The sequence below is a fragment of the Streptomyces sp. NPDC023573 genome (assembly GCF_055559735.1).
Map to the genome: position 1 here is coordinate 131,935 of NZ_JBVHKB010000009.1, position 23,254 is coordinate 155,188.

The 23,254-nt window shown below is 70.8% G+C and carries 21 protein-coding genes and 1 tRNA gene; 15 read left to right on the forward strand and 7 right to left on the reverse strand.

Annotated features, from left to right (window positions below):
* The first annotated feature begins 66 nt into the window (after positions 1–66).
* The 7 genes from ACZ32T_RS27160 (at position 67) to ACZ32T_RS27190 (ending at position 6,756) form a co-directional block, all read left to right on the forward strand.
* Positions 67–1,167, forward strand: a complete 1,101-nt coding sequence (locus ACZ32T_RS27160) for a peptidase C39 family protein (protein WP_467369492.1) — start codon at positions 67–69, stop codon at positions 1,165–1,167.
* Positions 1,168–1,310: 143 nt separating this feature from the next.
* Positions 1,311–2,486 carry an MFS transporter gene (locus ACZ32T_RS27165; RefSeq protein ID WP_467369494.1) on the forward strand — a complete coding sequence of 392 codons (1,176 nt, stop codon included), beginning with the start codon at positions 1,311–1,313 and terminating at the stop codon, positions 2,484–2,486.
* A complete protein-coding gene (locus ACZ32T_RS27170) occupies positions 2,483–4,807 on the forward strand; it encodes a molybdopterin oxidoreductase family protein (protein ID WP_467369496.1) in 2,325 nt (774 codons plus the stop codon). The genes ACZ32T_RS27165 and ACZ32T_RS27170 overlap by 4 nt, the downstream gene beginning before the upstream one ends.
* Before the next feature lie 7 nt (positions 4,808–4,814).
* The gene (locus ACZ32T_RS27175; RefSeq protein WP_356709788.1) at positions 4,815–5,417 is read left to right on the forward strand and encodes a 4Fe-4S dicluster domain-containing protein; all 603 of its coding nucleotides are present in this window, start codon (positions 4,815–4,817) and stop codon (positions 5,415–5,417) included.
* Positions 5,414–6,109, forward strand: a complete 696-nt coding sequence (locus tag ACZ32T_RS27180) for a QcrA and Rieske domain-containing protein (RefSeq protein ID WP_467369498.1) — start codon at positions 5,414–5,416, stop codon at positions 6,107–6,109. Before ACZ32T_RS27175 ends, ACZ32T_RS27180 begins: the two co-directional genes overlap by 4 nt.
* Positions 6,106–6,510, forward strand: coding sequence for a hypothetical protein (locus tag ACZ32T_RS27185; protein ID WP_467369500.1), 405 nt, complete (start codon positions 6,106–6,108; stop codon positions 6,508–6,510). The genes ACZ32T_RS27180 and ACZ32T_RS27185 overlap by 4 nt, the downstream gene beginning before the upstream one ends.
* A gap of 21 nt (positions 6,511–6,531) precedes the next feature.
* Positions 6,532–6,756, forward strand: coding sequence for a hypothetical protein (locus ACZ32T_RS27190; RefSeq protein ID WP_467369502.1), 225 nt, complete (start codon positions 6,532–6,534; stop codon positions 6,754–6,756).
* Between the two features lie 58 nt (positions 6,757–6,814).
* On the opposite strand, the gene ACZ32T_RS27195 is transcribed toward ACZ32T_RS27190, so the two are convergent.
* From ACZ32T_RS27195 to ACZ32T_RS27215, 5 genes are all read right to left on the reverse strand, one after another.
* Positions 6,815–7,375, reverse strand: a complete 561-nt coding sequence (locus tag ACZ32T_RS27195) for an RcpC/CpaB family pilus assembly protein (protein WP_467369504.1) — start codon at positions 7,373–7,375, stop codon at positions 6,815–6,817.
* A gap of 208 nt (positions 7,376–7,583) precedes the next feature.
* Positions 7,584–8,432: an S-methyl-5'-thioadenosine phosphorylase gene (locus tag ACZ32T_RS27200; RefSeq protein ID WP_467369506.1), complete on the reverse strand. Its 849-nt coding sequence runs from the start codon at positions 8,430–8,432 to the stop codon at positions 7,584–7,586.
* An 86-nt stretch (positions 8,433–8,518) separates the two neighbouring features.
* Entirely contained in the window at positions 8,519–8,863 is a 345-nt protein-coding gene (locus tag ACZ32T_RS27205) for an FmdB family zinc ribbon protein (protein ID WP_467268596.1), read from the reverse strand.
* A 66-nt stretch (positions 8,864–8,929) separates the two neighbouring features.
* Positions 8,930–10,210: an MFS transporter gene (locus ACZ32T_RS27210; protein WP_467369508.1), complete on the reverse strand. Its 1,281-nt coding sequence runs from the start codon at positions 10,208–10,210 to the stop codon at positions 8,930–8,932.
* Positions 10,211–10,524: 314 nt separating this feature from the next.
* Complete coding sequence (locus ACZ32T_RS27215; RefSeq protein ID WP_467268865.1) at positions 10,525–12,108, reverse strand: potassium/proton antiporter; 1,584 nt, start codon at positions 12,106–12,108, stop codon at positions 10,525–10,527.
* A gap of 247 nt (positions 12,109–12,355) precedes the next feature.
* Here ACZ32T_RS27215 and ACZ32T_RS27220 point away from each other — a divergent pair, with 247 nt between their 5' ends.
* Positions 12,356–15,100, forward strand: a complete 2,745-nt coding sequence (locus ACZ32T_RS27220) for a penicillin acylase family protein (RefSeq protein WP_467369510.1) — start codon at positions 12,356–12,358, stop codon at positions 15,098–15,100.
* On the opposite strand, the gene ACZ32T_RS27225 is transcribed toward ACZ32T_RS27220, so the two are convergent.
* Positions 15,097–15,690, reverse strand: a complete 594-nt coding sequence (locus ACZ32T_RS27225; protein WP_467268589.1) for a 5-formyltetrahydrofolate cyclo-ligase — start codon at positions 15,688–15,690, stop codon at positions 15,097–15,099. The two genes, ACZ32T_RS27220 and ACZ32T_RS27225, sit on opposite strands and share 4 nt — an antisense overlap.
* Before the next feature lie 106 nt (positions 15,691–15,796).
* Here ACZ32T_RS27225 and galU point away from each other — a divergent pair, with 106 nt between their 5' ends.
* The 7 genes from galU to ACZ32T_RS27260 all read left to right on the forward strand — a co-directional run bounded on the left by galU (position 15,797) and on the right by ACZ32T_RS27260 (position 21,245).
* Entirely contained in the window at positions 15,797–16,699 is a 903-nt protein-coding gene (gene galU / locus ACZ32T_RS27230) for a UTP--glucose-1-phosphate uridylyltransferase GalU (RefSeq protein WP_467268586.1), read from the forward strand.
* A 4-nt stretch (positions 16,700–16,703) separates the two neighbouring features.
* Positions 16,704–18,014, forward strand: a complete 1,311-nt coding sequence (glp, locus tag ACZ32T_RS27235) for a molybdotransferase-like divisome protein Glp (RefSeq protein WP_467268584.1) — start codon at positions 16,704–16,706, stop codon at positions 18,012–18,014.
* Positions 18,015–18,139: 125 nt separating this feature from the next.
* Positions 18,140–18,640, forward strand: a complete 501-nt coding sequence (moaC, locus tag ACZ32T_RS27240; protein ID WP_467268581.1) for a cyclic pyranopterin monophosphate synthase MoaC — start codon at positions 18,140–18,142, stop codon at positions 18,638–18,640.
* Positions 18,637–19,161 carry a MogA/MoaB family molybdenum cofactor biosynthesis protein gene (locus tag ACZ32T_RS27245; protein WP_467268579.1) on the forward strand — a complete coding sequence of 175 codons (525 nt, stop codon included), beginning with the start codon at positions 18,637–18,639 and terminating at the stop codon, positions 19,159–19,161. The genes moaC and ACZ32T_RS27245 overlap by 4 nt, the downstream gene beginning before the upstream one ends.
* 17 nt (positions 19,162–19,178) lie before the next feature.
* Complete coding sequence (locus tag ACZ32T_RS27250; protein ID WP_467369512.1) at positions 19,179–19,808, forward strand: GNAT family N-acetyltransferase; 630 nt, start codon at positions 19,179–19,181, stop codon at positions 19,806–19,808.
* 157 nt (positions 19,809–19,965) lie between these two features.
* The gene (sepX, locus tag ACZ32T_RS27255; protein ID WP_467268575.1) at positions 19,966–21,084 is read left to right on the forward strand and encodes a divisome protein SepX/GlpR; all 1,119 of its coding nucleotides are present in this window, start codon (positions 19,966–19,968) and stop codon (positions 21,082–21,084) included.
* 87 nt (positions 21,085–21,171) lie between these two features.
* Positions 21,172–21,245: transfer RNA gene (locus tag ACZ32T_RS27260), tRNA-Ala, on the forward strand.
* A 257-nt stretch (positions 21,246–21,502) separates the two neighbouring features.
* Here the strand turns inward: ACZ32T_RS27260 and ACZ32T_RS27265 are convergent.
* Entirely contained in the window at positions 21,503–23,179 is a 1,677-nt protein-coding gene (locus ACZ32T_RS27265; RefSeq protein WP_467369514.1) for a hypothetical protein, read from the reverse strand.
* Between the last annotated feature and the right edge of the window lie 75 nt (positions 23,180–23,254).

The window sequence follows — 23,254 nt, forward strand, 5'->3', positions numbered from 1 at the left end:
GCCGGGTGGTACCCCCGTGTCCGAGAATCCGCCCTTCACCTCCCCGACCCGCCAAGGAGTGCCGCAATGCCGTCCCCGCAGGGAGCGCCCGCGAAGAGCGTCGTGGTCCCCTTCGAGCCCGACGCGTCCCCGAACCCCCTGGGGCGCCTCGAGATCCCGGAGCGCTGGCGCACGGTCGACCGCTCCGCCCACGCACCCCACATCGTGGCCGTGGCGGGGGAGGACGGTACGGACAAGGTCGCCGCCGCGCTGGTGACGGCACGCCCGCACACGGCCTACCTCAAGATCGTCGACGCGGTCGGTGACGTGCCGGCAGCCGTCGAGGCCGTCGTCGCGCACGCGCGGGACCGCGGGCTCGTACAGGTCAAGTGGGAAGGATGGACGGCGAGTCCGGAGACCGCCGCTGCCGCCGGCTTCGTCCCGCTGCGTCCGCCCCTCTCGCCGGTGGAGGACGGGGCGGGGCCCGACACGGGTTACGTGCGCTGGCTATGCGACGGACCGGGGGACGAGCCCTCGTACTACGGGCAGACCACGCACTTCACGTGCGGGGCGGTCACCGCTCTGGTCGCGCAGGCGCACGGGGGGACGCTGCCCCGGGAGGCACTCGACCGCGAGGCGGAGCTGACCCTGTGGCGCGACGCCACCAACTTCCCCGCGTGCGAGCCGATCGGACTGGGTGTCGCCGTGCACCGGGCGTGGCCGTCGTCCCCCGTCACGGTCCACCTCGACACGGACCGGCCCGTCCTGCTGGACCACTACACGGAGAAGGAACAGGAGTGGCGTGCCCTGCTCCAGCGCACGTCGCGCACGGAGGCCGGGCGGACCGGCGTCCCGGTCGACCCGGGCCGTCTCTCCCTGGCCGCGATCCGGAGCGCGATCGGCGGACGTGAGCACGTGCTGCTCCTGGTCTCGCTCGCCGGGATGCAGGGGTTCGACGTGCCGCACTGGGTGCTCTGCCACGGCACCGTGCCCGGCGCCGTCGTGATCGAGGACCCGTGGGCCCAGGCGGCCGCGGGGGACACCTGGGTCGACGCCCACCTGCTGCCGGTCCCCGACTCGTCGCTCGACACCATGTCCGTCCTCTCGGCGGACCGGTTCCGCGGTGCCGTGGTCGTCGGACGCCCGCGGCGGCACGCGGTGTCTGCGGACGAACCGGCCGGCGAGTAGCCCCTCGGCTGCCGCCTTGCCTCCGCTGCCGGGCTCGCGCAGGGACAGGGGACGAGGCCGAGTTCGGGCCACCTGGGCGACGCGCTCACACCATCGAGGCATATAACGGGACCAAACGCCCATCGCGGCCCTACGGTGGCCGGGTGACCGAGCCACCAGAACCCGCCGCAGGTGAGCAGCCCGAACCCGGTGTCCGCACCGCCACGTCCGGGGGGACGGACGGCCGCGGCGGCACGGACGGCCGGCCACCCGGCAGGGGTCCCGCCCTCGCCGCGAGGGCGGCCCGGAACCTTCCGCGATCCGTCTCCGGCCGCGCGGCCCTGGCCGGAACCGTGGTCTCCTGCCTGCTGGTCCTCGCGATCGTGTTCGGCAGCCGCCTGCTGCGCGACTTCGACTCGGCGCTGCTCCCGTACGCAGTCGCCACCGTCTTCCTCGCTTTCGGGGTCACCTACCGCTACACGGTCTGGGTGTCCGCCCCCGGCGCCCGACGGCTCTTCAAGAACGGCTGGCGCAGCCTGTTCTCCACCGAGAACTTCCGCAAGGCACCCACCGCCCTGCCGAAGATGACCGCGACCTACCTGGGCTTCCAGAAATTCCTCGGCGCCCGCTCCCACGCCCGCTGGGCAGCCCACCAGCTGATCTTCTGGGGCTGCGTCCTCGCCGCGCTGATCACCTTCCCGCTGACCTGGGGCTGGTTCACCTTCACCTCGGACACCGGCTCGGGGCCCGGCTACGAGATGCGCGTCTGGGGCGTCAAGATCCTCGGCTTCGACTCGCTGAACATCATCGGCTGGCTGATGTTCCACGGCCTGGACATCGCCGCGGTGCTCGTCATCCCCGGCGCGGGGTACTTCCTCTGGCGCCGTATGAAGGACCGGGGGGCCATCACCGGACAGCGGTTCGCCTACGACATGGTGCCGCTGCTCGCCCTGATCATCATCTCCGTGACCGGCCTGCTGCTCACCTTCTCCTCGATCTTCCTGCACGGCGGAGGCTACGAGTTCCTGGCGATCCTCCACATGGTGTCAGTGGTCTTCACCCTCATCTACATCCCGTTCGGGAAGTTCTTCCACATCGTGCAGCGCCCGGCAGCCGTTGGCATGCAGCTCTTCAAGTACACGTCACGGCAGGGGGACGAGGTCTTCGCCTGCCGGCGCTGTGAGGAGCCCATCGACACGGGGGCCTACGTCGAGAACCTGCGGGGGACCATGCGCGACCTCGACCTCGGCTTCGACCGATGGGCCGAGTACTGCCCGCGCTGCAAGCGGGTGCTGCGCGGCAGCGCTTATCTCTCCCAGGTGAAGAAGGGCTACAAGTGACCGCAGAGCCACACGCAGCCGACCGTCGTACGGTCGTCCCCCTCGATCCCGCGATCGCGCCGCCGGGCTCCCAGGGCTTCCGCGACGCGGGCGGCATCCCGGCCGACCAGTGGCACGCCGACCAGAACGGCGAGACGCTCGTCCCCACCCACTGCTGCTTCTGCGGTGTCCAGTGCGGGATGTATCTCCGCGTGGACCGCGGCGGCAAGGTCTTCGGCGTGGAGCCCCGCAACCACGACATCAACCGCATGCGGCTCTGCCCCAAAGGCATCAGCGCCTACCAGCAGGTCAACCACCCGGACCGGCTCACCGCACCCCTCATGCGCCGTTCCCGCGACGAGGAACTGCGCGAGGTCTCCTGGGACGAGGCGCTCGACTTCACCGTCTCCGAGATCAGGCGCATCCAGCAGGAGCACGGACGGGACGCCTTCGGTGTCCTCGGCGGGGCCAGCCTCTTCTCCGAGAAGACGTACCTGGTGGGCAAATTCGCCCGGGTGGCGCTGAAGACCAAGCACGTCGACTACAACGGCCGGCTCTGCATGGTGAGCGCCGCGGGTGCCAACAAGCTCGCCTTCAACATCGACCGGGCCGGCAACCCTTTCTCCGACATCCTGCTCACCGACTGCCTCCTGCTCGCCGGGGCCAACGTCGGTGAGTGCTTCCCCGTGCTGACCCAGTACGTCTGGGGCGCCCGGGACCGCGGCGCCACCCTGATCGTGGTCGACCCGCGCGAGACGGCGGTCGCGCGCACCGCCGACATCCACGTCGCCCTCAAGTCGGGCACCGACTCGGCCTTCTTCAACGCCGTGCTGAACGTGGTCGTCGAGGAGGGTCTCACCGACGAGGCCTACCTCGCGGCCCACGCCACCGGCTGGGAGGACGTCAAGGCCAACGTCGCCCAGTACCCCCCGTCCCGCGCCGCCGAGATCTGCGGGATCCCCGCCGAGCAGGTCGTCCAGGTCGCCCGCGCCTTCGCGCGTGCGCCCAAGGCCATGGCCTTCCACGCCCGGGGCATCGAACACCACACGCAGGGCGTCGAGAACTGCCTCAGCGTGATCAACCTCTGCACCGCCACCGGCCACATCGGCAAGCCCGGCGCCGGTTACGGCACCCTCACCGGACAGGGGAACGGCCAGGGCGGCCGCGAGCACGGCCAGAAGGCCGACCTCCTCCCCGGCGGCCGCTCGATCCTCAACGAGGAGCACCGCCGGCAGATCTGCGAGATCTGGGGCATCGAGGAGTCCGAACTCCCGGCCGCCGGAACCTCGATGATGGAAATGGTCTGGCAGATGCAGCGCCAGGAGATCCGCGGTCTCATCGGCATCTGCAACAACCCCTTCGTGTCGCTCCCCAACTACGCCGTGGTCAAGGAGGGGTACGACACCACCGAATTCCACGCCCAGTTCGACTTCTTCCTCTCCGAGACCGCCGCCAACGCGCACGTCGTCTTCCCCGTCACCATCTGGGCCGAGGACGAAGGGGTGATGGCCAACGCGGAGGCACGCGTCGTCAAGCACAACAAGGCGCAGGAACCGCCGTCCGGTGTGCGGACCGACACCTGGGTGATGTGCGAGATCGCCCGCCGCCTCGGAGAAGGCGACAGATTCGCCTTCGGCAGCTCCCGGGAGGTCTTCGACGAGCTGCGCAGGGCGTCCGCCGGCACGATCATCGACTACTCCGGAATCACCTACGAACGGCTCGAGGAGACCGGCGGAATCTCCTGGCCCTGCCCGTCCACCGACCACCCCGGCACCCCCCGGCTGTTCGAGGACGGCAGGACCTACCACGAAGACGGCAAGATCCACATGCAGGTCGTCGAGTGGCACCCGCCGGCGGACCCGTACGACGCCGAGCACCCGATGACGCTGACCACCGGACGCACCGTCGCCCACTTCCTCTCCGGTAACCAGACCCGCCGGCTGGGCGCCCTCGTGGAGCAGACCCCGCGGCCCTGGGCCGAGGTCCACCCCTCCCACGGCTTCCACAACGGCGAACCCGTCCGCGTCGTCACCCGGCGCGGCAGCGAGGTCTTCCCCGCGCTGGTCACCGAGGCGATCCGGCCCGACACGGTGTTCATCCCGTACCACTGGCCCGTCCCCACGGCCGCCAACGCCCTGACCATCGACGCCCTCGACCCCCGTTCCAAGATCCCCGAGTACAAGGTCTGCGCCTGCCGCATCGAGCACGCCGAGGCGATCGACGAGGTCCCCGCACCTCCTGTCGCCCCCGGCCACGTCGCCTATCCCGAGACCCAGGTCTCCCGCACCGATCCCTTGCCGCCCTCGGCCCCGCAGGGCCGCGGCACCTCGGAAAGGAGCTGATGCCCGGATGATGGGCAGAACGATGTTCATCGACCCGGGGCGCTGCATCGGCTGTCAGGCCTGTGTCTCAGCCTGCCGGGAATGCGACTCGCACCGGGGCAAGTCGATGATCCACCTCGACTACACCGACGAGGGTTCATCCGTCGCCTCCCTCCCCACGGTCTGCATGCACTGCGAGGACCCGGTGGCCCCCTGCGCCGAGGTCTGCCCGGCCGACGCGATCCTGGTCACCGCCGACGGCGTCGTACAGCAGGCCGACACCACCCGGTGCATCGGGTGCGCCAACTGCGTCAACGCCTGTCCCTTCGGTGTCCCGAAGATCGACCTCCAGGCGAAGCTGCAGATGAAGTGCAATCTCTGCTACGACCGCACCGCCTACGGGCTCGCCCCCATGTGCGCCACCGTCTGCCCCACCGGCGCCCTCTACTACGGCACCCTCGAGGAACTCCAGGCGGAGCGCCCCGGGGTGCAGGTCGCCGACACGTTCGTCTTCGGCGAGAGCGAGGTCCGCACCGGTGTGGCCATGGTCGTGCCCGCCGAGCGGGTCCAGTGGCCGGTACCCGGCGGACTTCCCGTCGTCGAGATCAACGGGAAGGACGTCCGCCGATGAGCGTCACCGAACAGCAGCAGCCGGACCCCGACCACGGCCCCGGGAGCGACCCCCGTGAGGCCCTGCACGACCGGATCGCCGCCGGCTCGCTGACCACCCGCCGCGACTACCTCCGGATCGTCGCCACCGTCTCCGGCGGCCTCGCCGTGGGCGGTCTGGCCGTGGCGGGCGGCATCCTCCACCGGCACGGCGAGACGGAGGACGGGAAGGCGCCGGCCCCGAAGCGGATTGCCGCGCAGCTGCCGCCCGGTGAGTCCCTCGCCTTCCGCTACCCCGGCGACGAGGACCGGGCGGTCGCCGTGCGGATGGACGACGGCACCCTCGTCGGCTACTCCGCCGTCTGCACCCATCTGGCCTGCGGCGTGCTCTGGCGCAAGGACCGGGGAACGGACGGCGAGCTCTACTGCCCCTGCCACGAGGGAGTCTTCGACGCCCGCACCGGTGCGGTCACCGCCGGCCCCCCGCCCCGCGGGCTGCCCAAGGTGGTACTGACCGAGCTGGAGGACGGCAGTATCTGGGCCGTCGGAACCACCCGCTCCGGGGAGAGCGCCGAAGCGGGGCTGTGCCGCCAGCTCGCCGAGGACCGCCCTGATCTCGCCGCACGGATCGGCTGCCCCGGCACCGGAGGCGGCGCGGAGGCGCCACCCGCGCCGGCCCCGTCCGAGGCCGCCACCACGGGGGTTCGGTCATGACCGAACCCCTGGACCCGATCGAGCCGCCGCGGCCCCCCAACCCCGCCGGCACCCGATATCCCGACTACCACCCGGGCAGCGAGCGGGCCGAGCTGAACCGCCCCCTCCATGAGCGCTACCCCCAGATCCGGCCCACCAGTGGCTACGCCGACCCCCGGGTCCGCCATACCGGTCCGGGACCGGGGGCGGGCTCCGAACAGGAACCCGAGCGCTCCGCGAAGCTGACGGCCAGGCTGGTGCTGGCGATGAGCGTCGTCGTCGGCCAGCTATGGGCACTGACGGAGGTCGTCAACGTGTGGATGGAGGGCGATACGGGCACGGCCTGGTGGGGCGCCGGGTTTCTGTGTCTGTCGTTCCTCGTCGTGCTGGGGCTGTGGCTGCTCGATCCGAAGGATCGCTGAGCCCGGCCGTACCCTGGAGGCATGAGTACCGCCCCCGCCCCCGGACCGCGAGAGTCGAAGCCGCCGCAGCCCCAGCAGCGGCCCCCGCAGGAGTCCGGGCCCAAGCCGTCGGCTCTGGTCTTCGACGATCCGCTGGACCGGCAGTCCGCGGACGACACGGACCAGGGGTGGGGTGAGCGGGCTCCGGTCGGCGGCGCGGCCGACCTGGCCCGCTTCCTCGACGAGAAGCCGCCCCACCACATCTGACCCCAGCCTGGCCGTCGGGGGGACGGCCACCCACGGGTGAGCTGACGCGATGCCCGTTCTATCCGGCATGGGCCACCGCCACCGCGAGACGCCCCGAGGCACCGGCGCCCGCCAGAGCCGCCGCGGTGTCCCGCTCCACCGACAGGACCACCAGGGCCCCGTGCCCCACGCCGGTCCCGTCGTCGGCCGAGGGGAACGGTGCCTCCGCGCCGCCCGCGCCGCGCGGAACCTCTGCCACCCGCACGTTCTGTGCCACCACTCTTGCCCGGGATTCCCCGTCAGTCGCGGCGATCACGTCGACGCGGTCGCCCGGCCGCAGCAGCCGCACCGTCGCCGCGTCGGCGATCCGCACCGGGGCGGACACCAGACGTACGGCCCGCCGGTCGGGCCCCGGTGGCGCGTCCCCGCCGGCGGCAGCCGCCCCTCTCTCACCGCCCAGCCCCGAGGCGGCGAGCACGGCGGAGGCCAGAGCGAAGCCGGCGGCCAGCGCCCGGCGCTGCCCCCGCAGCACCCGCCGGAGACGGCGCCCGCCGCCGCCCCGCACACGCAGGGGCCCGAAGGACGGGACCCCGCACGGGGCGGGAGGCGCGGGACGTGAATCGGGCACCGACGGGAACATGGCCAACACCACCTGGCGAGAGAGGAGTCCGTGGGAAGCCCCGCCGGACACCCTCACGATCCACCCTCCGCGAAAATCCCGCCCGGCCCTGTGGACAGCCCCCACGTTGTGGATAACCCGGTCACCCACACGAGTCACAAGCGGACGGACCGCGGCCGGTCGCAAGAGGACGGACCTGGACCGACCCCGGCGCCCCGGACGTGCCGCGCTACGGCAGCTCCATCCCCGTATCGATCCCGTCCAGCGCGTGCGCGCAGACGCAGTCCCGGCCCTCGTTCGCCGGCAGAGCGGCCACCGCGTCGAAGAGCACCGACCGCAGCCGGTCCACATTGGCCGCGAACACCTCCAGCACCTCGGCGTGATTGACGCCCTCGCCGGCCTCGGCCCCCGCGTCGAGGTCCGTCACCAGCGTCATCGTCGTGTAACAGAGGTTCAGTTCGCGGGCGAGAACCGCCTCCGGGTGCCCCGTCATCCCGACGACCGACCACCCCATCGCGGCGTGCCAGCGCGACTCGGCACGGGTCGAGAAGCGCGGGCCCTCGACCACGACCAGGGTTCCGCCGTCCACCGGCTCCCAGCCCCGGCCACGCGCCGCCGCCAGGGCCGCCTTGCGGCCCTCCGGGCAGTACGGGTCGGCGAAGCCGAGGTGCACCACGTTCGGCTCGGTGCCGTCGGCCAGGGGCTCACCGTCGTAGAACGTCTGGGTGCGGGCCTTCGTACGGTCGACCATCTGGTCCGGTACGAGCAGGGTGCCGGGGCCGTACTCCGGTCGCAGACCGCCGACCGCGCACGGGCCGAGCACCTGGCGTACGCCGACGGACCGCAGGGCCCAGAGGTTGGCGCGGTAGTTGATCCGGTGCGGCGGGAGGTGGTGGCCGCGGCCGTGCCGCGGGAGGAAAGCCACCCGGCGGCCCGCGAGTTCGCCCAGGAACAGGGAGTCGCTCGGCGCTCCGTACGGGGTGTCCACCTGGATCTCGGTGACGTCCTCCAGGAAGGAGTAGAAGCCCGATCCGCCGATGACACCGATTTCCGCTGTAGCCGTCTCTGCGTTCACCATGCGGTCACACTAGCCGGGCGCGCACGGCCAGGACCCCGCCGAGTCGATCAGCGGGGTCCTGGACCAACGTGTGGTGTGCGGGTGCCTCAGGCGGCCGACGTACCGCTCGACGAGGAAGAAGCCGAAGACGTCGAGGACGCGGCCGAGGTGGCCGGCTTCGACTCCGACTTGGCCGAGGAGGACCCGGAGGCCGACCCGGCGGAAGAATCGGACGCCTTTGCGGACGACGTCGCCGGCGTGCTGCTCGACGAGGAGCCGCGGCTGTCGTTCCGGTAGAAACCGGATCCCTTGAAGACGATGCCGACGGCCGAGAACACCTTCTTGAGGCGTCCCTCGCAGTTCGGGCACACGGTCAGGGCATCATCGGTGAACTTCTGCACCGCTTCGAGGCCCTCGCCGCATTCGGTGCACTGGTACTGATAGGTCGGCACTTGCTCCTCCTGGCACTCTCACTCAATGAGTGCTAACGACGCTCCATACTGACCTATTCCGAGCGATCAGTCCACCGTGACCGGCTCGCGGTGACCGATCCCACGTGCCACCGTCCGTCCTCCGGCCTTCGGCGCAAGCCGTGAACGCAGGGCCAGCAGGGTCGCCAGGGCCAGCGCCGTGCCGGCCAGCGGGACCACGAAACCCGTGCTCGCGCCATGGGCGTCCGCGAGCTGTCCGGCCACCGTGACGGCCGCCGCCTGCCCCAGCGCCACGGCGCCGGTCAGCCAGGTGAAGGCCTCGGTCCTGGCGGACGCGGGCACCAGGGCTTCGACCAGGGTGTACCCGCTGATCAGCGCGGGCGCGATGCACAGTCCGACCAGCAGCCCGAGTCCCGCCAGCAGCGGCACGGAGTGCACCGCCCAGAGACCGGACGCGGTCAGGGTCAGGGCCACGTAACCGACGGTCAGCCGGCGGCGCGAACTGCTCTTCCAGGCGATGGCCCCGCAGGCGACACCCGCCAGCATGTTGCCGGCCGCGAAGACCCCGTACAGCAGCCCGTTCACGCCCGGCCGGCCGATCTCCTCGGAGAACGCCGTCAGGGAGACCTGCATGCCGCCGAACACGGTGCCGATGCCCAGGAAGGTGACCGCGAGGACGCGCACCCCCGGCACGGAGAGCGCCGAGCGGTGCGGTGCGTCCGCCGTGGCGGTGCCGCGGAGTGCGGGCTGGGTCGAGCGCTGGGCGGCGAACAGAAGGCCGCCCAGCAGTGTGAGCGCCGCCTCCGCGATCAGTCCGGCCGCCGGGTGCACGCCGGTGCACAACGCGGTCGCGAGCACGGGCCCGACGACGAAGGTGAACTCGTCCGTCACGGACTCGAAGGCGGCGGCCGTGGACATCAAGGGGGAGGCCGGACGCCCCGGGGCGGCACCCAGCCGGGCCGCCCAGCGTGCCCGGACCATCGGCCCGATCTGCGGGATGGAGGCCCCGGTGGGTACGGCCGCCAGGAACAGGGCCCACAGCGGCGCGTCAGCCAGGGCCAGTGCCGTGAGGCCGCCGACGGAGACGGCGTGCAGGAGGACGCCGGGCAGGAGCACGGCCCGCTGGCCGAACCGGTCGGCGAGCCTGCCGCTCTGCGGTGCGAACAGCGCCATGGAGACGCCGGAGACGGCGGCCACGGCGCCCGCACTGCCGTACGAGCCGGTGGTGTGCTGAACCAGGAGCACGATCCCGATGGTCAGCATCGCGAAGGGCTGCCGGGCCGCGAAGCCCGGAAGGAGGAAGGTCCACGCACCCGGGGTGCGCAGCAACTGCCCGTAACCGGGGCGGTCGGAGACCGTGGACGCCACGGTCCTTGCCTTTCTGCCGCCTGGTGGCCGTGCCCCCGGGGCGCCTCCCCCGAGGTGCGGGGAGCGTGCGGGAGCTGCCGAGAGCTGTCCTCTTCGCGCGGGACTGCGGTAGATGCCGGGCGCTCGCTCAAGGGGCGAAAGGACGCCACGACCGCCATACGGTCGCGCCAGCTCTGCATCAGACAGAGTTGGTCGATCAGGGTTGGTCGATCACGTTCACATCGTGTGGATCAGAAGATCCGGTCCTTCATCTTACAGGCCTTGGCCCCGGCACACCTGCGATTGTGCGCGGACGTCTCTCGCCGACTCTCCGGTCAGTGAGGGTGGCCGCTCCCCGCCTTGTCCGCCGGACGGCTCTCGCCGCGCTTGCCCAGCTTCCGGGCCAGCTTCGCGAGGTGCGGCATGTCCGCGGTGGCCTGGTCCAGCCGGTCCGCCCCGCCCGTCCCCAGCCAGCCGGCCAGCTTGCCGCCCTGTCCGACCGCCCGCAGGCGGGCCTCCGCCGCGTCGCGCACCGGGTCGGTCGCGACGACCAGCAGTTCGTCCCCGCGGCGCAGCACGGTCGAGGGTGCGGGCACGAAGCTCCTGCCGTCCCGCACGACGAGGGTGACCGCCGCCCCGGCGGGCAGCCGCAGCTCCGCGACCTCCACGCCGTGCATCTTGGACTTGCCGGGGACAGCGACGGACAGCAGATGGCCGCGCAGGCGTTCCAGGGGCGCCGACTCGATGCCCAGGTCGGCGGTCTCGGACGGGTCGTCCGAGATCTTCAGGGTCTTCGCCAGCCAGGGCAGGGTCGGTCCCTGAATCAGTGTGTAGACGATGACGAGCACGAAGACGATGTTGAAGACCCGGGTGCTCCCCTCGATCCCGGACACCATGGGGATCGTCGCCAGGATGATGGGGACGGCGCCACGCAGGCCGGCCCAGGACATCAGCGCCTTCTCGCGCCGTGGCAGCCGGAACGGCGCCAGGCTGATGAAGACGGACAGCGGCCGGGCGACGGCGGTGAGGACCAGCCCCACGACCACGGCGGGCCAGAAGTCGGCGATCAGGTCGTGCGGGGTGACCAGCAGACCGAGCAGGACGAACATGCCGATCTGCGCCAGCCAGCCGAGCCCGTCGGCGAAGCCCCGGGTCGCCGGCCAGTGCGGGAGCTTGGAGTTGCCGAGGACCATCGCGGCCAGGTAGACGGCCAGGAAGCCGCTGCCGTGGGCCATGGCGCCCGCCGCGTACGCCGACACCGCGATGGCCATCACGGCGATCGGGTAGAGGCCGGACGCGGGCAGGGCCACATGGCGGATCCCGTAGGCGCCCAGCCATCCCACCGCGAGCCCGATCGCGGCACCGATGGCCAGCTCCAGGGCTATCTCGCCGACGAGCACGTACCAGTGCTCCACGGGGCCGACGGCGGAGAACGCCACCACGAGGATCACCACGGGGGCGTCGTTGAAGCCGGACTCGGCCTCCAGGACACCGGTGATGCGGGAAGGCAGCGGGACCTTGCGCAGGACGGAGAAGACGGCCGCGGCGTCGGTGGAGGAGACGACGGCTCCGACGATCAGGGCCTGCCGCCAGTCGAGGCCGACGAGATAGTGCGCCGCGCTCGCGGTGATGCCCACGCTGATGCCCACGCCGATGGTCGACATCATGGCCGCCGCCGGCAGCGCGGGTTTCACTTCTTTCCACTTCGTGCCCAGGCCGCCCTCGGCCAGGATGACGACCAGGGCGGCGTAGCCGATCACCTGGGTCAGCTCGGCGTTGTCGAACTTGACGTCGAAGATGCCGTCCTGCCCCATGGCGATGCCGATGCCGAGGTACAGGAGCAGGCTGGGAAGCCCGCTGCGGGACGAGATGCGTACGGCCGCGACGGCGACCAGCAGGACGAGTGAGCAGACGAGCAGAAGTTCGTTGAGCGCGTGGACAGTCAGGGTCCGTTCCTTCCCTGGTGCGTACGCCTTCCGGATCGTCCTCCGGCGGCCAGTACTTCGTTACCTTACCTAATCTTTAACGTTTTCTTGACGCCTTCGAGTGTTCGTGCGAACCGGTGCGCAAATGGATGCATCCCCATACCGCGTCCGAGTGGCTTCGGCGGGGCGCCTATGGTTGCTCCTGCACTCCCAGGACCACCCTGCCCCTCGAAGGACAGCGATGCCCGCCAACACAACCGCCCCTTCCGGGTCTTCCGCTGCGAAGAAGACCGGCAGGAAGAAGGGGCGACGCGCCCGCCTGATCGTGATCGTCCTGGTGCTGGCGCTTGTCGCGGGTGTCGGATACGGCGCGTACTGGTCCGTCTCCACGGTCCGGGCCTCGTACCCGCAGACCACCGGTTCGCTCGAACTCAAGGGCCTTTCCGGCGACGTCGACGTCAAGCGCGACGACTACGGGATCCCGCAGATCTACGCGGACACCGACAGCGACCTCTTCCGTGCCCAGGGCTTCGTCCAGGCCCAGGACCGCTTCTGGGAGATGGACGTACGCCGCCACATGACCTCGGGGCGGCTCTCCGAGATGTTCGGCGCCGGCCAGGTCGGGACCGACTCCTTCCTGCGCACGCTGGGCTGGCGCAAGGTCGCGCAGCAGGAGTACGACGAGGTCCTGGACGAGGAGACCAAGAAGAACCTCCAGGCGTACGCGGAGGGGGTGAACGCGTATCTGGACGGCAAGGACGGCAAGGACATCTCCGTCGAGTACGCGGCGCTCGGCCTGACCAACGACTACAAGCCCACCGAGTGGACCCCGGTCGACTCGGTGGCCTGGCTCAAGGCGATGGCCTGGGACCTGCGCGGGAACATGCAGGACGAGATCGACCGCTCGCTGATGACCAGCAGGCTCAGCGCGGAGCAGATCAAGGACCTCTACCCGGACTACCCGTACGAGAAGAACAAGCCGATCGTCGAGCAGGGCGCGGTCTCCTCGGTCACCGGCACGTACGACCCCGAGGCCGAGCCGACGGGCGAGATCGGTTCGCAGACCGTCGAGGGCGCGACCGAGGGCCTGAACACCCAGCTCTCCGCGCTCTCCGAGAGCCTGGACGAGATCCCGGCGCTGCTCGGCCCCAACGGCAACGGCATCGGATCGAACTCCTGGGTCGTCTCCGGCGAGTACACGACCACCGGTAAGCCGCTGCTGGCCAACGACCCGCACCTGGCGCCGCAGCTGCCCTCGCTCTGGTACCAGATGGGGCTGCACTGCCGTCAGCTCTCGGAGTCGTGCCAGTACGACACGGCCGGCTACACGTTCTCCGGGATGCCCGGTGTGATCATCGGCCACAACCAGGACATCGCCTGGGGCTTCACCAACCTCGGCGCGGACGTCACCGACCTCTTCCTGGAGAAGGTCTCGGCCGACGGCTACCAGTACGACGGAAAGACCGAGCCCTTCATCACCCGCGAGGAGACCATCAAGGTCGCGGGCGGGAAGAGCAGGACGATCACCGTCCGCGAGACCAACAACGGCCCGCTGGTCTCCGACCGCAACGGTGAGCTGGAGAAGGTCGGCAAGAAGGCGCCCGTCACCACCTCGGCGCCGGACCGGGGCGACGGGTACGGGGTCTCCCTGAGGTGGACGGCGCTGGATCCGGGGAAGTCCATGGACGCGGTCTTCGAGCTCAACCGGGCCAAGGACTTCACGAGCTTCCGCAAGGCGGCCGCGCACTTCGAGGTGCCGTCGCAGAACCTCATCTACGCGGACACCGAGGGGCACATCGGCTACCAGGCGCCCGGCAAGATCCCGGTCCGCCTCAAGGGTGACGGCACGACGCCGAGCCCCGGCTGGTCCGCCGCATACGGCTGGGAGAAGGAACCCGTCCCGTTCGACGAGCTGCCGTACGAGTACGACCCGGACCGGGGCTACATCGTCACCGCCAACCAGGCCGTCATCGGTGACGACTACGAGCACATGCTCACCAAGGACTGGGGTTACGGCACCCGCAGCCAGCGGATCAACGACCTGATCCAGAAGAAGATCGACGGTGGGGAGAAGATCTCCACCGACGACATGCAGACGATGCAGATGGACAACCAGAGCGCGATCGCCGCGAAGCTGGTGCCCGAGCTGAAGAAGATCGGCATCAAGGACAAGAGCGTCCGCGAGGCGCAGAAGCTGCTGGAGGGCTGGGACTACACCCAGGAGCCCGACTCCGCCGCCGCCGCGTACTTCAACGGCGTCTGGCGCAACATCCTCAAGCTGGCGTTCGGCGACAAGCTCCCCAAGGAGATGCGGGCCGAGGGCGACTGCGTCTACGTGAAGCCGGTCCCCGGCACCGGGCCCGTGGACGAGCAGGACAAGCTCGTACGCGAATGCGGCCGGCGCGCCCCGGACGCGGCGCAGCCGGACGGCGGCGACCGCTGGTACGAGGTGGTCGAGAGCATCCTGGACGACCAGGACAACGAGTGGTGGAAGGTCCCGGCCAAGGGGCGCGAAGAGGCCATCGACAGCCGTGACGAGCTCTTCGCCCGCGCCATGGAGGACGCGCGCTGGGAGCTGACGGCGGAGCTCGGCAAGGACATGTCCACCTGGAGCTGGGGCAGGCTGCACCAGCTGACCCTGCGCAACCAGACGCTGGGCACCGACGGGCCCGACCTTCTGCAGCGGGCCCTCAACCGGGGCCCCTGGGACCTCGGAGGCGGCGAGGCGGCGGTCAACGCGACCGGCTGGAACGCGGCGGGCGGCTACGAGGTCATCTGGGTCCCGTCGATGCGGATGGTCGTCAACGTCGGCGACTGGGACAAGTCCCGGTGGATCAACCTCACCGGCTCCTCGGGGCACGCCTTCAGCGCGCACTACACCGACCAGACCGACAAGTGGGTCGAGGGCGAACTGCTCGACTGGTCCTTCGGGGCGGACGCCGTGAAGCAGTCCACCGTCGACAGCCTGACGCTCAAGAAACCCTAGGCCCGGCTCCCGGGCGGGAAGCGCCGCGCTCCGGCAGGCGTGACCACGGCATCCACGGGGTGGTCGTGCGGTTCGTCAGGAACCCGCGCGACCACCTCGTCGTCGTACAGCAGGACGATCAGGGCGGGGTGCGCCCCGGCCGACGCGAGCCGGGCCAGTACCCGGTCGTAGCTGCCCCCGCCCCGCCCCAGCCGCATCCCGCGCCCGTCCACGGCCAGGCCGGGCAGCAGGACCGCGTCCGCGTCCAGGACCGCCTGCGGGCCGAGAGGCGCGCCGTCCGGCTCCAGCAGGCCGCGGCCGGCGGGCACGAGATGCTCCGCGCCCTCGAACACGGCCCAGTCCAGGTCGTTGTCCGCCATGAGAACCGGGAGCAGTACGCGTACGCCCCGCGCCCGCAGGGCGTCCAGGAGCGCGTGCGTTCCCGGTTCGCGCCCCACGGACACATAGGCCGCGACGGTCCGGGCGTCGGTCAGCTCGGGGAGCTCCGCGGCGGCCGAGGCGAGAACCGCGGCGGTCCTTCTGACGTCTTGCGAGGTGAGGAGCCGCCGCGCGGCGAGCAGTTCACGGCGCAACGTTGCCTTTCTGGACATGTCATGGTTCAACGGGTGCTCACATAGCTCTCTTATGTGGATGTATGAGAACGAAGTTAACCGGACGCTCATCTTCCGCCCATACGCACCGGTTAGAGTTCAGCGCATGACTCAGTCGCACCCCAGGATCAGCAAAGCTGTCATTCCAGCTGCGGGTCTCGGCACCCGGTTCCTGCCGGCCACCAAGGCCACTCCCAAAGAGATGCTGCCTGTCGTCGACAAGCCCGCCATCCAGTATGTCGTCGAGGAGGCCGTCGCCGCGGGCCTCTCCGACGTACTGATGATCACCGGTCGCAACAAGCGTCCCCTGGAGGACCACTTCGACCGGAACTACGAGCTGGAGTCAGCGCTGACCCGCAAGGGAGACGCCGAACGCCTCTCCAAGGTCCAGGAGTCAAGCGACCTGGCCACCATGCACTACGTGCGCCAGGGAGACCCGCGCGGCCTCGGCCACGCCGTCCTCTGCGCCGCCCCGCACGTCGGCGACCAGCCGTTCGCCGTGCTCCTCGGTGACGACCTCATCGACCCGCGCGACCCCCTTCTCGCCAGGATGGTCGAGATCCAGGAGCGCGAGGGCGGCAGTGTCGTCGCCCTGATGGAGGTCGACCCGTCGCAGATCCACATGTACGGCTGCGCGGCCACCGAGGTCACCAACGACAGCGACGTCGTCCGGGTCACCGGTCTCGTGGAGAAGCCCGACCAGGCCGAGGCGCCCAGCAACCTCGCCGTCATCGGCCGCTACGTCCTGGACCCCGCGGTCTTCGGCATACTGCGCCGGACCGAGCCCGGCCGAGGCGGCGAGATCCAGCTCACCGACGCCCTCCAGCTGCTGGCCGAGGACGAGGAGATCGGCGGCCCGGTGCACGGTGTCGTCTTCAAGGGCCGCCGCTACGACACCGGTGACCGCGGTGACTATCTGCGTGCCATTGTCAGACTCGCGTGCGAACGTGAAGACCTGGGCCCGGACTTCCGGACCTGGCTGCGCAGTTACGTCGACGAGGAGTTGTAACAGCTTGAGCAGCACGATCTGGTCGGTGGACGAGCACCTGGACGACATCCTCGCCGCGGTGAAGCCGCTCGAAGCCATCGAGCTGCAACTGCCGGACGCCCAGGGCTGCGTCCTGGTCGAGGACATCGTGGTGGAGGTCGCGCTGCCGCCCTTCGACAACAGCTCGATGGACGGATACGCCGTCCGGATCTCCGATGTCGAGGGCGCCACCGAGGAGTTCCCCGCCGTCCTCACCGTCATCGGTGACGTGGCCGCCGGCGACGGCGGCCTGGCCGACGGCCGGTCCGTGGGGCCGGGAGAGGCCGCCCGCATCATGACCGGCGCCCCGCTGCCCGCGGGCGCCGAGGCGGTCGTCCCGGTCGAGTGGACCGACGGCGGTACGGGCGGTGGCCCCGCCTCCGCCATGCGCGCCCACAGCGACGCCCCGGAGGGGGCCGGCGGTGAGGTCCGCGTCCACCGCCCCGTCACGGCGCGCGCCCACGTCCGGGCCAAGGGCAGCGACGTACGGCCGGGTGACCTGGCTCTGCGCGCGGGTTCGGTCGTCGGGCCGCCGCAGATCGGGCTGCTCGCCGCGATCGGCCGCTCGACCGTGCGGGTGCGGCCCCGTCCGCGCGTCGTCGTGCTGTCCACCGGCAGCGAGCTGGCGCAGCCGGGCGAGGAGCTGACCGGGGGCCGGATCTACGACTCCAACAGCTTCGCGCTGACCGCCGCGGCCCGGGACGCGGGCGCCATCGCCTACCGCGTGCCGGCGGTCGCCGACGACGCCGAGACGCTGCGGGCCACGATCGAGGACCAGCTGATCCGCGCCGACATCGTCGTCACCACGGGCGGTGTGAGCGTCGGTGCGTACGACGTGGTCAAGGAGGCCCTGTCCTCCGTGGGCGACGAGGACGAGGCCGGCGGGGGCGTCGACTTCCGCAAGCTCGCCATGCAGCCGGGCAAGCCGCAGGGCTTCGGCTCGATCGGCCCCGACCACACGCCGCTGCTGGCGCTGCCCGGCAATCCGGTCTCCTCGTACGTCTCGTTCGAGCTGTTCGTCCGGCCGGCGATCCTGACGCTCATGGGCCTCGTGGACGTCCACCGCCCGAAGGTGCGGGCCACGCTCAGCACCGACAAGGCGCTCGCATCGCCGTCCGGCAAACGCCAGTTCCTGCGCGGGACCTACGACGCCGAGGCGGGCACCGTCACCCCGGTCGGGGGGCCCGGATCGCATCTGATCGCCGCCCTCGCCCAGGCGGACGCGCTGATCGTGCTGCCCGAGGACGTCACCTCCGCCGAGCCCGGCACGGAGGCCGAGGTGATCCTCCTCCGCTGACTTCGGCGCGGTGGCGGTACGGTATCTGGCGCTGTGCCTTACCGGGGGAAGCCCCCCGGTCCCCTCGGCCCGTGCCACGGTGCGGGACGGCGGGTAACCGGCGCCCTACCGCTAGGCGGAGTGAGTTGAGTACGCAGAACAGGCTGACGCACATCGACGAGGCGGGCGCCGCCCGCATGGTCGACGTGTCGGAGAAGGACGTCACGGCACGTGTCGCCCGGGCGAGCGGCCGGGTCCTCGTGTCACCGCGCGTCGTGGAGCTCCTCAGGGGCGAAGGCGTCCCCAAGGGCGACGCGCTCGCCACCGCGCGCATCGCCGGGATCATGGGGGCCAAGCGCACCCCGGACCTGATCCCGCTCTGTCACCCGCTCGCCGTCTCCGGTGTGAAGGTCGACCTGAGCGTCGCCGACGACGCGGTGGAGATCCTGGCCACCGTGAAGACCACGGACCGCACGGGCGTCGAGATGGAGGCACTGACCGCCGTGTCGGTCGCCGCGCTCACGGTGATCGACATGATCAAGGCGGTCGACAAGAGCGCGGTGATCACGGACGTACGGGTCGAGGCGAAATCGGGCGGCAAGTCCGGCGACTACCGGCGTCCCGCACCGGAGGGGGCGGAGGCATGACCGCGCCCGGCAGTGGCCCTGCCACCGGCGGATACCGCGCTCTCGTCGTGACCGCCTCCAACCGCGCCTCCGCCGGCGTCTACGCCGACAAGGGCGGCCCCGTCATCGCCGAGGCCCTCACCGCTCTCGGGTTCGCCGTCGACGGCCCCCAGGTCGTGCCCGACGGAGATCCGGTGGAAGCGGCCCTCCGCGCCGGGACGGCCGCGGGCTACGACGTGATCGTCACCACCGGCGGTACGGGCATCTCGCCCACCGACCGCACGCCCGAGGCCACCCGCCGCGTCCTGGACCGGGAGATTCCGGGGATCGCCGAGGCGATCCGTGCGGAGGGCCGCGACAAGGTCCCCACCGCCGCACTCTCCCGCGGCCTCGCGGGCGTCGCGGACCGCACACTCGTCGTGAACCTGCCCGGTTCGACCGGTGGGGTACGCGACGGGCTTGCGGTGCTGAGCAGACTCCTGGTGCACGCCGTCGACCAGCTGCGCGGCGGCGATCACCCCCGACCGGGGAGCCCGAGCTGAACGTCCGGACCTGGCCGGTGATCCTGACCGACGGCGCCGTCACCCTGCGCCCGATAAAGCTGCGTGACCAGAGCATGTGGCGTGAGGTCAACCGCCGTAACCGTGACTGGCTGCGCCCCTGGGAGGCGACCGTCCCGCCGCCCGCCCCCGGCGGTCCGGTGGCCCGGCGCCCCACCTACCGTCAGATGATCCGCCACCTGCGTGCCGAGGCGAACGCCGGGCGCATGCTGCCCTTCGCCATCGAGTACGAGGGGCGACTCGTCGGGCAGTTGACGGTGGCGGGCATCACCTGGGGATCGATGTGCTCGGGCCATGTGGGCTACTGGGTGGACCAGGAGGTGGCGGGCCGCGGTGTGATGCCCACCGCGGTGGCGCTCGCCGTCGACCACTGTTTCCGCACGGTCGGGCTGCACCGGGTCGAGGTGTGTATTCGGCCCGAGAACGCCCCCAGCCGACGGGTCGTGGAGAAACTCGGATTCCGTGCGGAAGGGCTACGTCCACGATATCTGCACATCGACGGTGCGTGGCGGGATCATCTGATCTTCGCGCTCACCGCCGAGGAAGTGCCCGACGGGCTGCTGCGGCGTTGGCGCAGGATGCGGCCGGGTACCCAGGGAACGCCGCGCACGCCCGGGGAAATAAAATAGGTGTTCGAATTTGATCGCTCTCTGACGGTAATGAACCTCACTTTCGGCGGCTGTTGACCCGAACAGTCGCAAAAAAAGTCCGTCATATCAGCCGGATCGTGCGACACACCGGGCCAATTGGCGGATGCTGCCGTGCAAACCCCTCTACGGTGTGAGCGTGAGCAGCAGCGGCCTCATCTACGCAGTCATCGTCGGTGCATGGGCCGCCTACTTGGTGCCGATGTGGCTCCGCAGGCAGGACGAGCTCAATGAAGCCCGTCCGACGGAACGCTTCAGCACCGCCATCCGGCTGCTGTCCGGACGGGCGGCCATGGAGCGCCGTTACGCCAAGGAGCTGCGGGAGCGGGATGCCGAGGAGGCGCCTGGCGACGTGGACCCGGATGCCGTCACGGACCGATTGGAGTCCGTCGACGTCCGGGCCTTTTCCGCGCCCCCGGACCGTACGGAAGCGCGGTTGCGCCTCCCGGCCCCCGGCCGTCCGGAACAGGAGCGCCAGCAGGAGCGGGCCGCCCGTCCGGAGCCCGCCCGGCGGGAGGGGTGGCGGCTTTCCGGTGCCGAGACCGAACGCGAGCGCCGACGGCGCTCCCAGGTCCTGGCGCGCCGCCGGCGTACCACCACGGTCCTGTTCATGGCGTTCACGCTCGGCGCCGTCGTCGCGGCGGTGGGCGGGCTCCGCTTCCTGTGGGCACCGGCCGTGCCTGCCGTGCTGCTGAGCTCGTACATCGTGCATCTGCGGGCCCAGGAGCGCCGCCGGTTCGTCTTCACCATGGACCGGCGCCGGGCCGAGGTGGCCGCGCAGCGCCTGCGTGAGAACCGGACCCGCAGGCACCAGCCCGCTTCCTCGGCTCCGGCCGAGGCCGACGAGGAGCCCGAAGCGGCCGTCCCCGTGCCCACGGTCTCCCCCCAGGAGGCGGGCCGACGCGCCCTCGTCGAGCAGACGGACCACGCCGAGTGGGTCGACCAGCAGCGCGAACGCGGGCCGGCCCAGGGCGACAGCTGGGAGCCGGTGCCGGTCCCGCTGCCGACCTACGTCACCGCCCCGGTCGCCCCGCGCGCCACGGGCGGCGTCGAGGTCGGCGACCCGGAGACCTGGAGCGCGGCCCGCTCCAGCCCGGCGGAGCCGACCCGGACGGGCGCGCAGGAGTCCGCCACGCCCGATGCCGAACCGGCCCCGCGCCGCCGCTCCAACCAGGCCAGGCGCACCCGCGACCGCGGCCGTACGCCCCTCTTCGACCAGTACGACGACGAGGACCGGCCGCGCGCGGCCAACGAGTGAGCCCGGCGGGGAACCCGACTCGGTGACCTGCCGGGATACGGATTTCCGAGCACCCCGATGAGGGTGCTAGAGTTTCACTCGTTGCAAGGGCCTGTGGCGCAGTCTGGTAGCGCACCTCGTTCGCATCGAGGGGGTCTGGGGTTCAAATCCCCACAGGTCCACCGCACGGGCTGTTCACGGGTTCATCCCGGAACGGTTCACGAGATCCCGGTCAGACGGTCACCGTCTGACCGGGATCTCGTCGTTTGAGCTCCTGCTTGTGTGAAAGTCAGCCTGCCGGGCCGCCGGGAAGCGCGGCGGCCCGCGTCGGAACGGACCGGGGGTCGGGATGCGGACATGCCGCGGGGACCGCAGGCGTGGAGGCAGGCTCCTGCGGTCTCGCGACGTGTCGATCTTCAATTACCCGGAACGTGCCCGCTCAGGGGCTACGGCTCAGCACTTGAGGGCGGGGCGGGACCGTCAAGCTGATCGTCGGGTAGGGCAGAAGGACGTCGTTCGGCTCGAGGTCGAGGCCGGTGATCGCGCTCTGCTTGCTCGCGGCCAGGTACTGCTCGAGTTCCTTGATGTTGTGGACCATGACGGTGATGGCGGACAGGAGGGTCTGGGCGACGCGACCACGGGGCTGACGTCTTTCCCGGGCGTGCAGGGCGGAGTCGACGGACTTCAGCCGCCCGTTGCCACCTTCGATGTGAGCCCGCAGCGTCTGGTAGGCCAGGGCCCAGGAGGGCGTTTGCCAAGGCAGTTCCTGGCGCGTGCGGGGCATGACGTGTGCCTGCACGGTGACGGAGGACTGGCGGCAACATTTGGGGCGTTCGGCGAGCGGCAGGGTCGGGGGCTCTACGGTGGGCCGGCTTGCGGGGTGCGCGGTGCGCTCCCTGTGGGCATCGAGGTTGATGACGACCGGTACTGGCCCCTTCTTCGGTGGTGCGCCGCGGCCCTCACGCTCCTGTGCCCAAGGGCAGTTGAGCTTGGTGATGGGGCAGGCGAACCGCTCGGTTCCGCGATCGTCGAGTGTGTCCTTACGGGTGAGCGCGTACGCCTCGATCTCCTGCAGCCGCTCTCGAAGCGGGATGCGTTCACGCTCGTTCTTGGCGCTGCGGATCTGCGAGTACAGGTCGAGCAAGCGGCGTGGCGTGAGGGGGCAGAAGAGCCGACCGACCTTCGTGATCGCGCCCTGGTGATGGCCTTCCGCCCTGGCGGAGGTGACCTGGGGCCCAGTGAAGTCGAGCACGGGCATGTAGCCGAGGGCACGCATCGGCCGGTGGAAGTTCTCGGGGAGGAGTTTGGTGTAGGCGCGGTCGGCCGCGGTGAAGCCACGGAGCTCTGTGAGCTGTGCCAGCACGGCGCTGACGTAGTGGGCGTGGCGGCCCATGTCCTTCTCCGGCGTGTGCAGCACCATGCCGAGGATCAGCTGTGGGTAACGGCCGGCTCGGTCCGGGTCGGCGTGGGCCGCGATGGCGAGCGTGGCGCTGTAGCCGAACTCCCGGTCGCCGCCCCCCTTGTAGTGCCAGTTCGCGCTCGCCTCCAGAGCGGAGCGCTTGCGTGTGTGGGGACGGGCCCAAGTTGGCACGCAGGTGGTGTCGATCGCAGTGTCGCCGCGCCAGTGGCGCATCAGACCTTTCACGCAGGCGATGCGGACCGGGACGGTGACCAGCCGGTTGGCCAGTTCTTCCAGGCGGCGGAGAGCGGGCTGTCCGTGTTCACCGTTCCACTGAGCGGCCACTTTGCGGCCTGCTGCTCTGGGAAGCCGACTGCGGCGCTGGTGCGGCGCAGCGTCCAGCAGCCGGTTCATGCGGGTCCAGGCGCGGTGGAAGCGGTTGTAGAGCGCGTTGACCGCGTCCTGGTCCTCGATGTCGCAGGTCGGAATCGAGAGGTGGGCGCGCAGCCTCTCGCTGGTACCGAACGTCATGATCTCGAAGGCGTCGTCGAGGTTGCCACTGGTTCTCTCGTAGCTCGCGCAGACCAGACCGAGCAGAACCAGACGGACGGGGTATCCGGGCGGGCCCGGCAGACCTGCAAACTGGGCCTCGATCATCTCAACGACGCCGCTCTGATGGAGCGTGCGCCGAAGCTTCATGACCTTGCTGTCAGCCATCTCGGACGGCTCGTGTGAGCGCGGATACGGGCGGCGGGGGCGGCCGTTGCCAGGTTGATAGCGGGGATCATCGGC

Coding starts and splice junctions, on each gene's coding strand:
- ACZ32T_RS27245 (WP_467268579.1), top strand. CDS start 18,637: ATGACCGCGCCCGGCAGTGGCCCTGCCACCGGCGGATACCGCGCTCTC.
- ACZ32T_RS27265 (WP_467369514.1), bottom strand. CDS start 23,179: ATGGCTGACAGCAAGGTCATGAAGCTTCGGCGCACGCTCCATCAGAGC.
- ACZ32T_RS27185 (WP_467369500.1), top strand. CDS start 6,106: ATGACCGAACCCCTGGACCCGATCGAGCCGCCGCGGCCCCCCAACCCC.
- ACZ32T_RS27200 (WP_467369506.1), bottom strand. CDS start 8,432: ATGGTGAACGCAGAGACGGCTACAGCGGAAATCGGTGTCATCGGCGGA.
- ACZ32T_RS27220 (WP_467369510.1), top strand. CDS start 12,356: ATGCCCGCCAACACAACCGCCCCTTCCGGGTCTTCCGCTGCGAAGAAG.
- galU (WP_467268586.1), top strand. CDS start 15,797: ATGACTCAGTCGCACCCCAGGATCAGCAAAGCTGTCATTCCAGCTGCG.
- ACZ32T_RS27195 (WP_467369504.1), bottom strand. CDS start 7,375: ATGTTCCCGTCGGTGCCCGATTCACGTCCCGCGCCTCCCGCCCCGTGC.
- ACZ32T_RS27225 (WP_467268589.1), bottom strand. CDS start 15,690: ATGTCCAGAAAGGCAACGTTGCGCCGTGAACTGCTCGCCGCGCGGCGG.
- ACZ32T_RS27190 (WP_467369502.1), top strand. CDS start 6,532: ATGAGTACCGCCCCCGCCCCCGGACCGCGAGAGTCGAAGCCGCCGCAG.
- ACZ32T_RS27180 (WP_467369498.1), top strand. CDS start 5,414: ATGAGCGTCACCGAACAGCAGCAGCCGGACCCCGACCACGGCCCCGGG.
- ACZ32T_RS27175 (WP_356709788.1), top strand. CDS start 4,815: ATGATGGGCAGAACGATGTTCATCGACCCGGGGCGCTGCATCGGCTGT.
- ACZ32T_RS27160 (WP_467369492.1), top strand. CDS start 67: ATGCCGTCCCCGCAGGGAGCGCCCGCGAAGAGCGTCGTGGTCCCCTTC.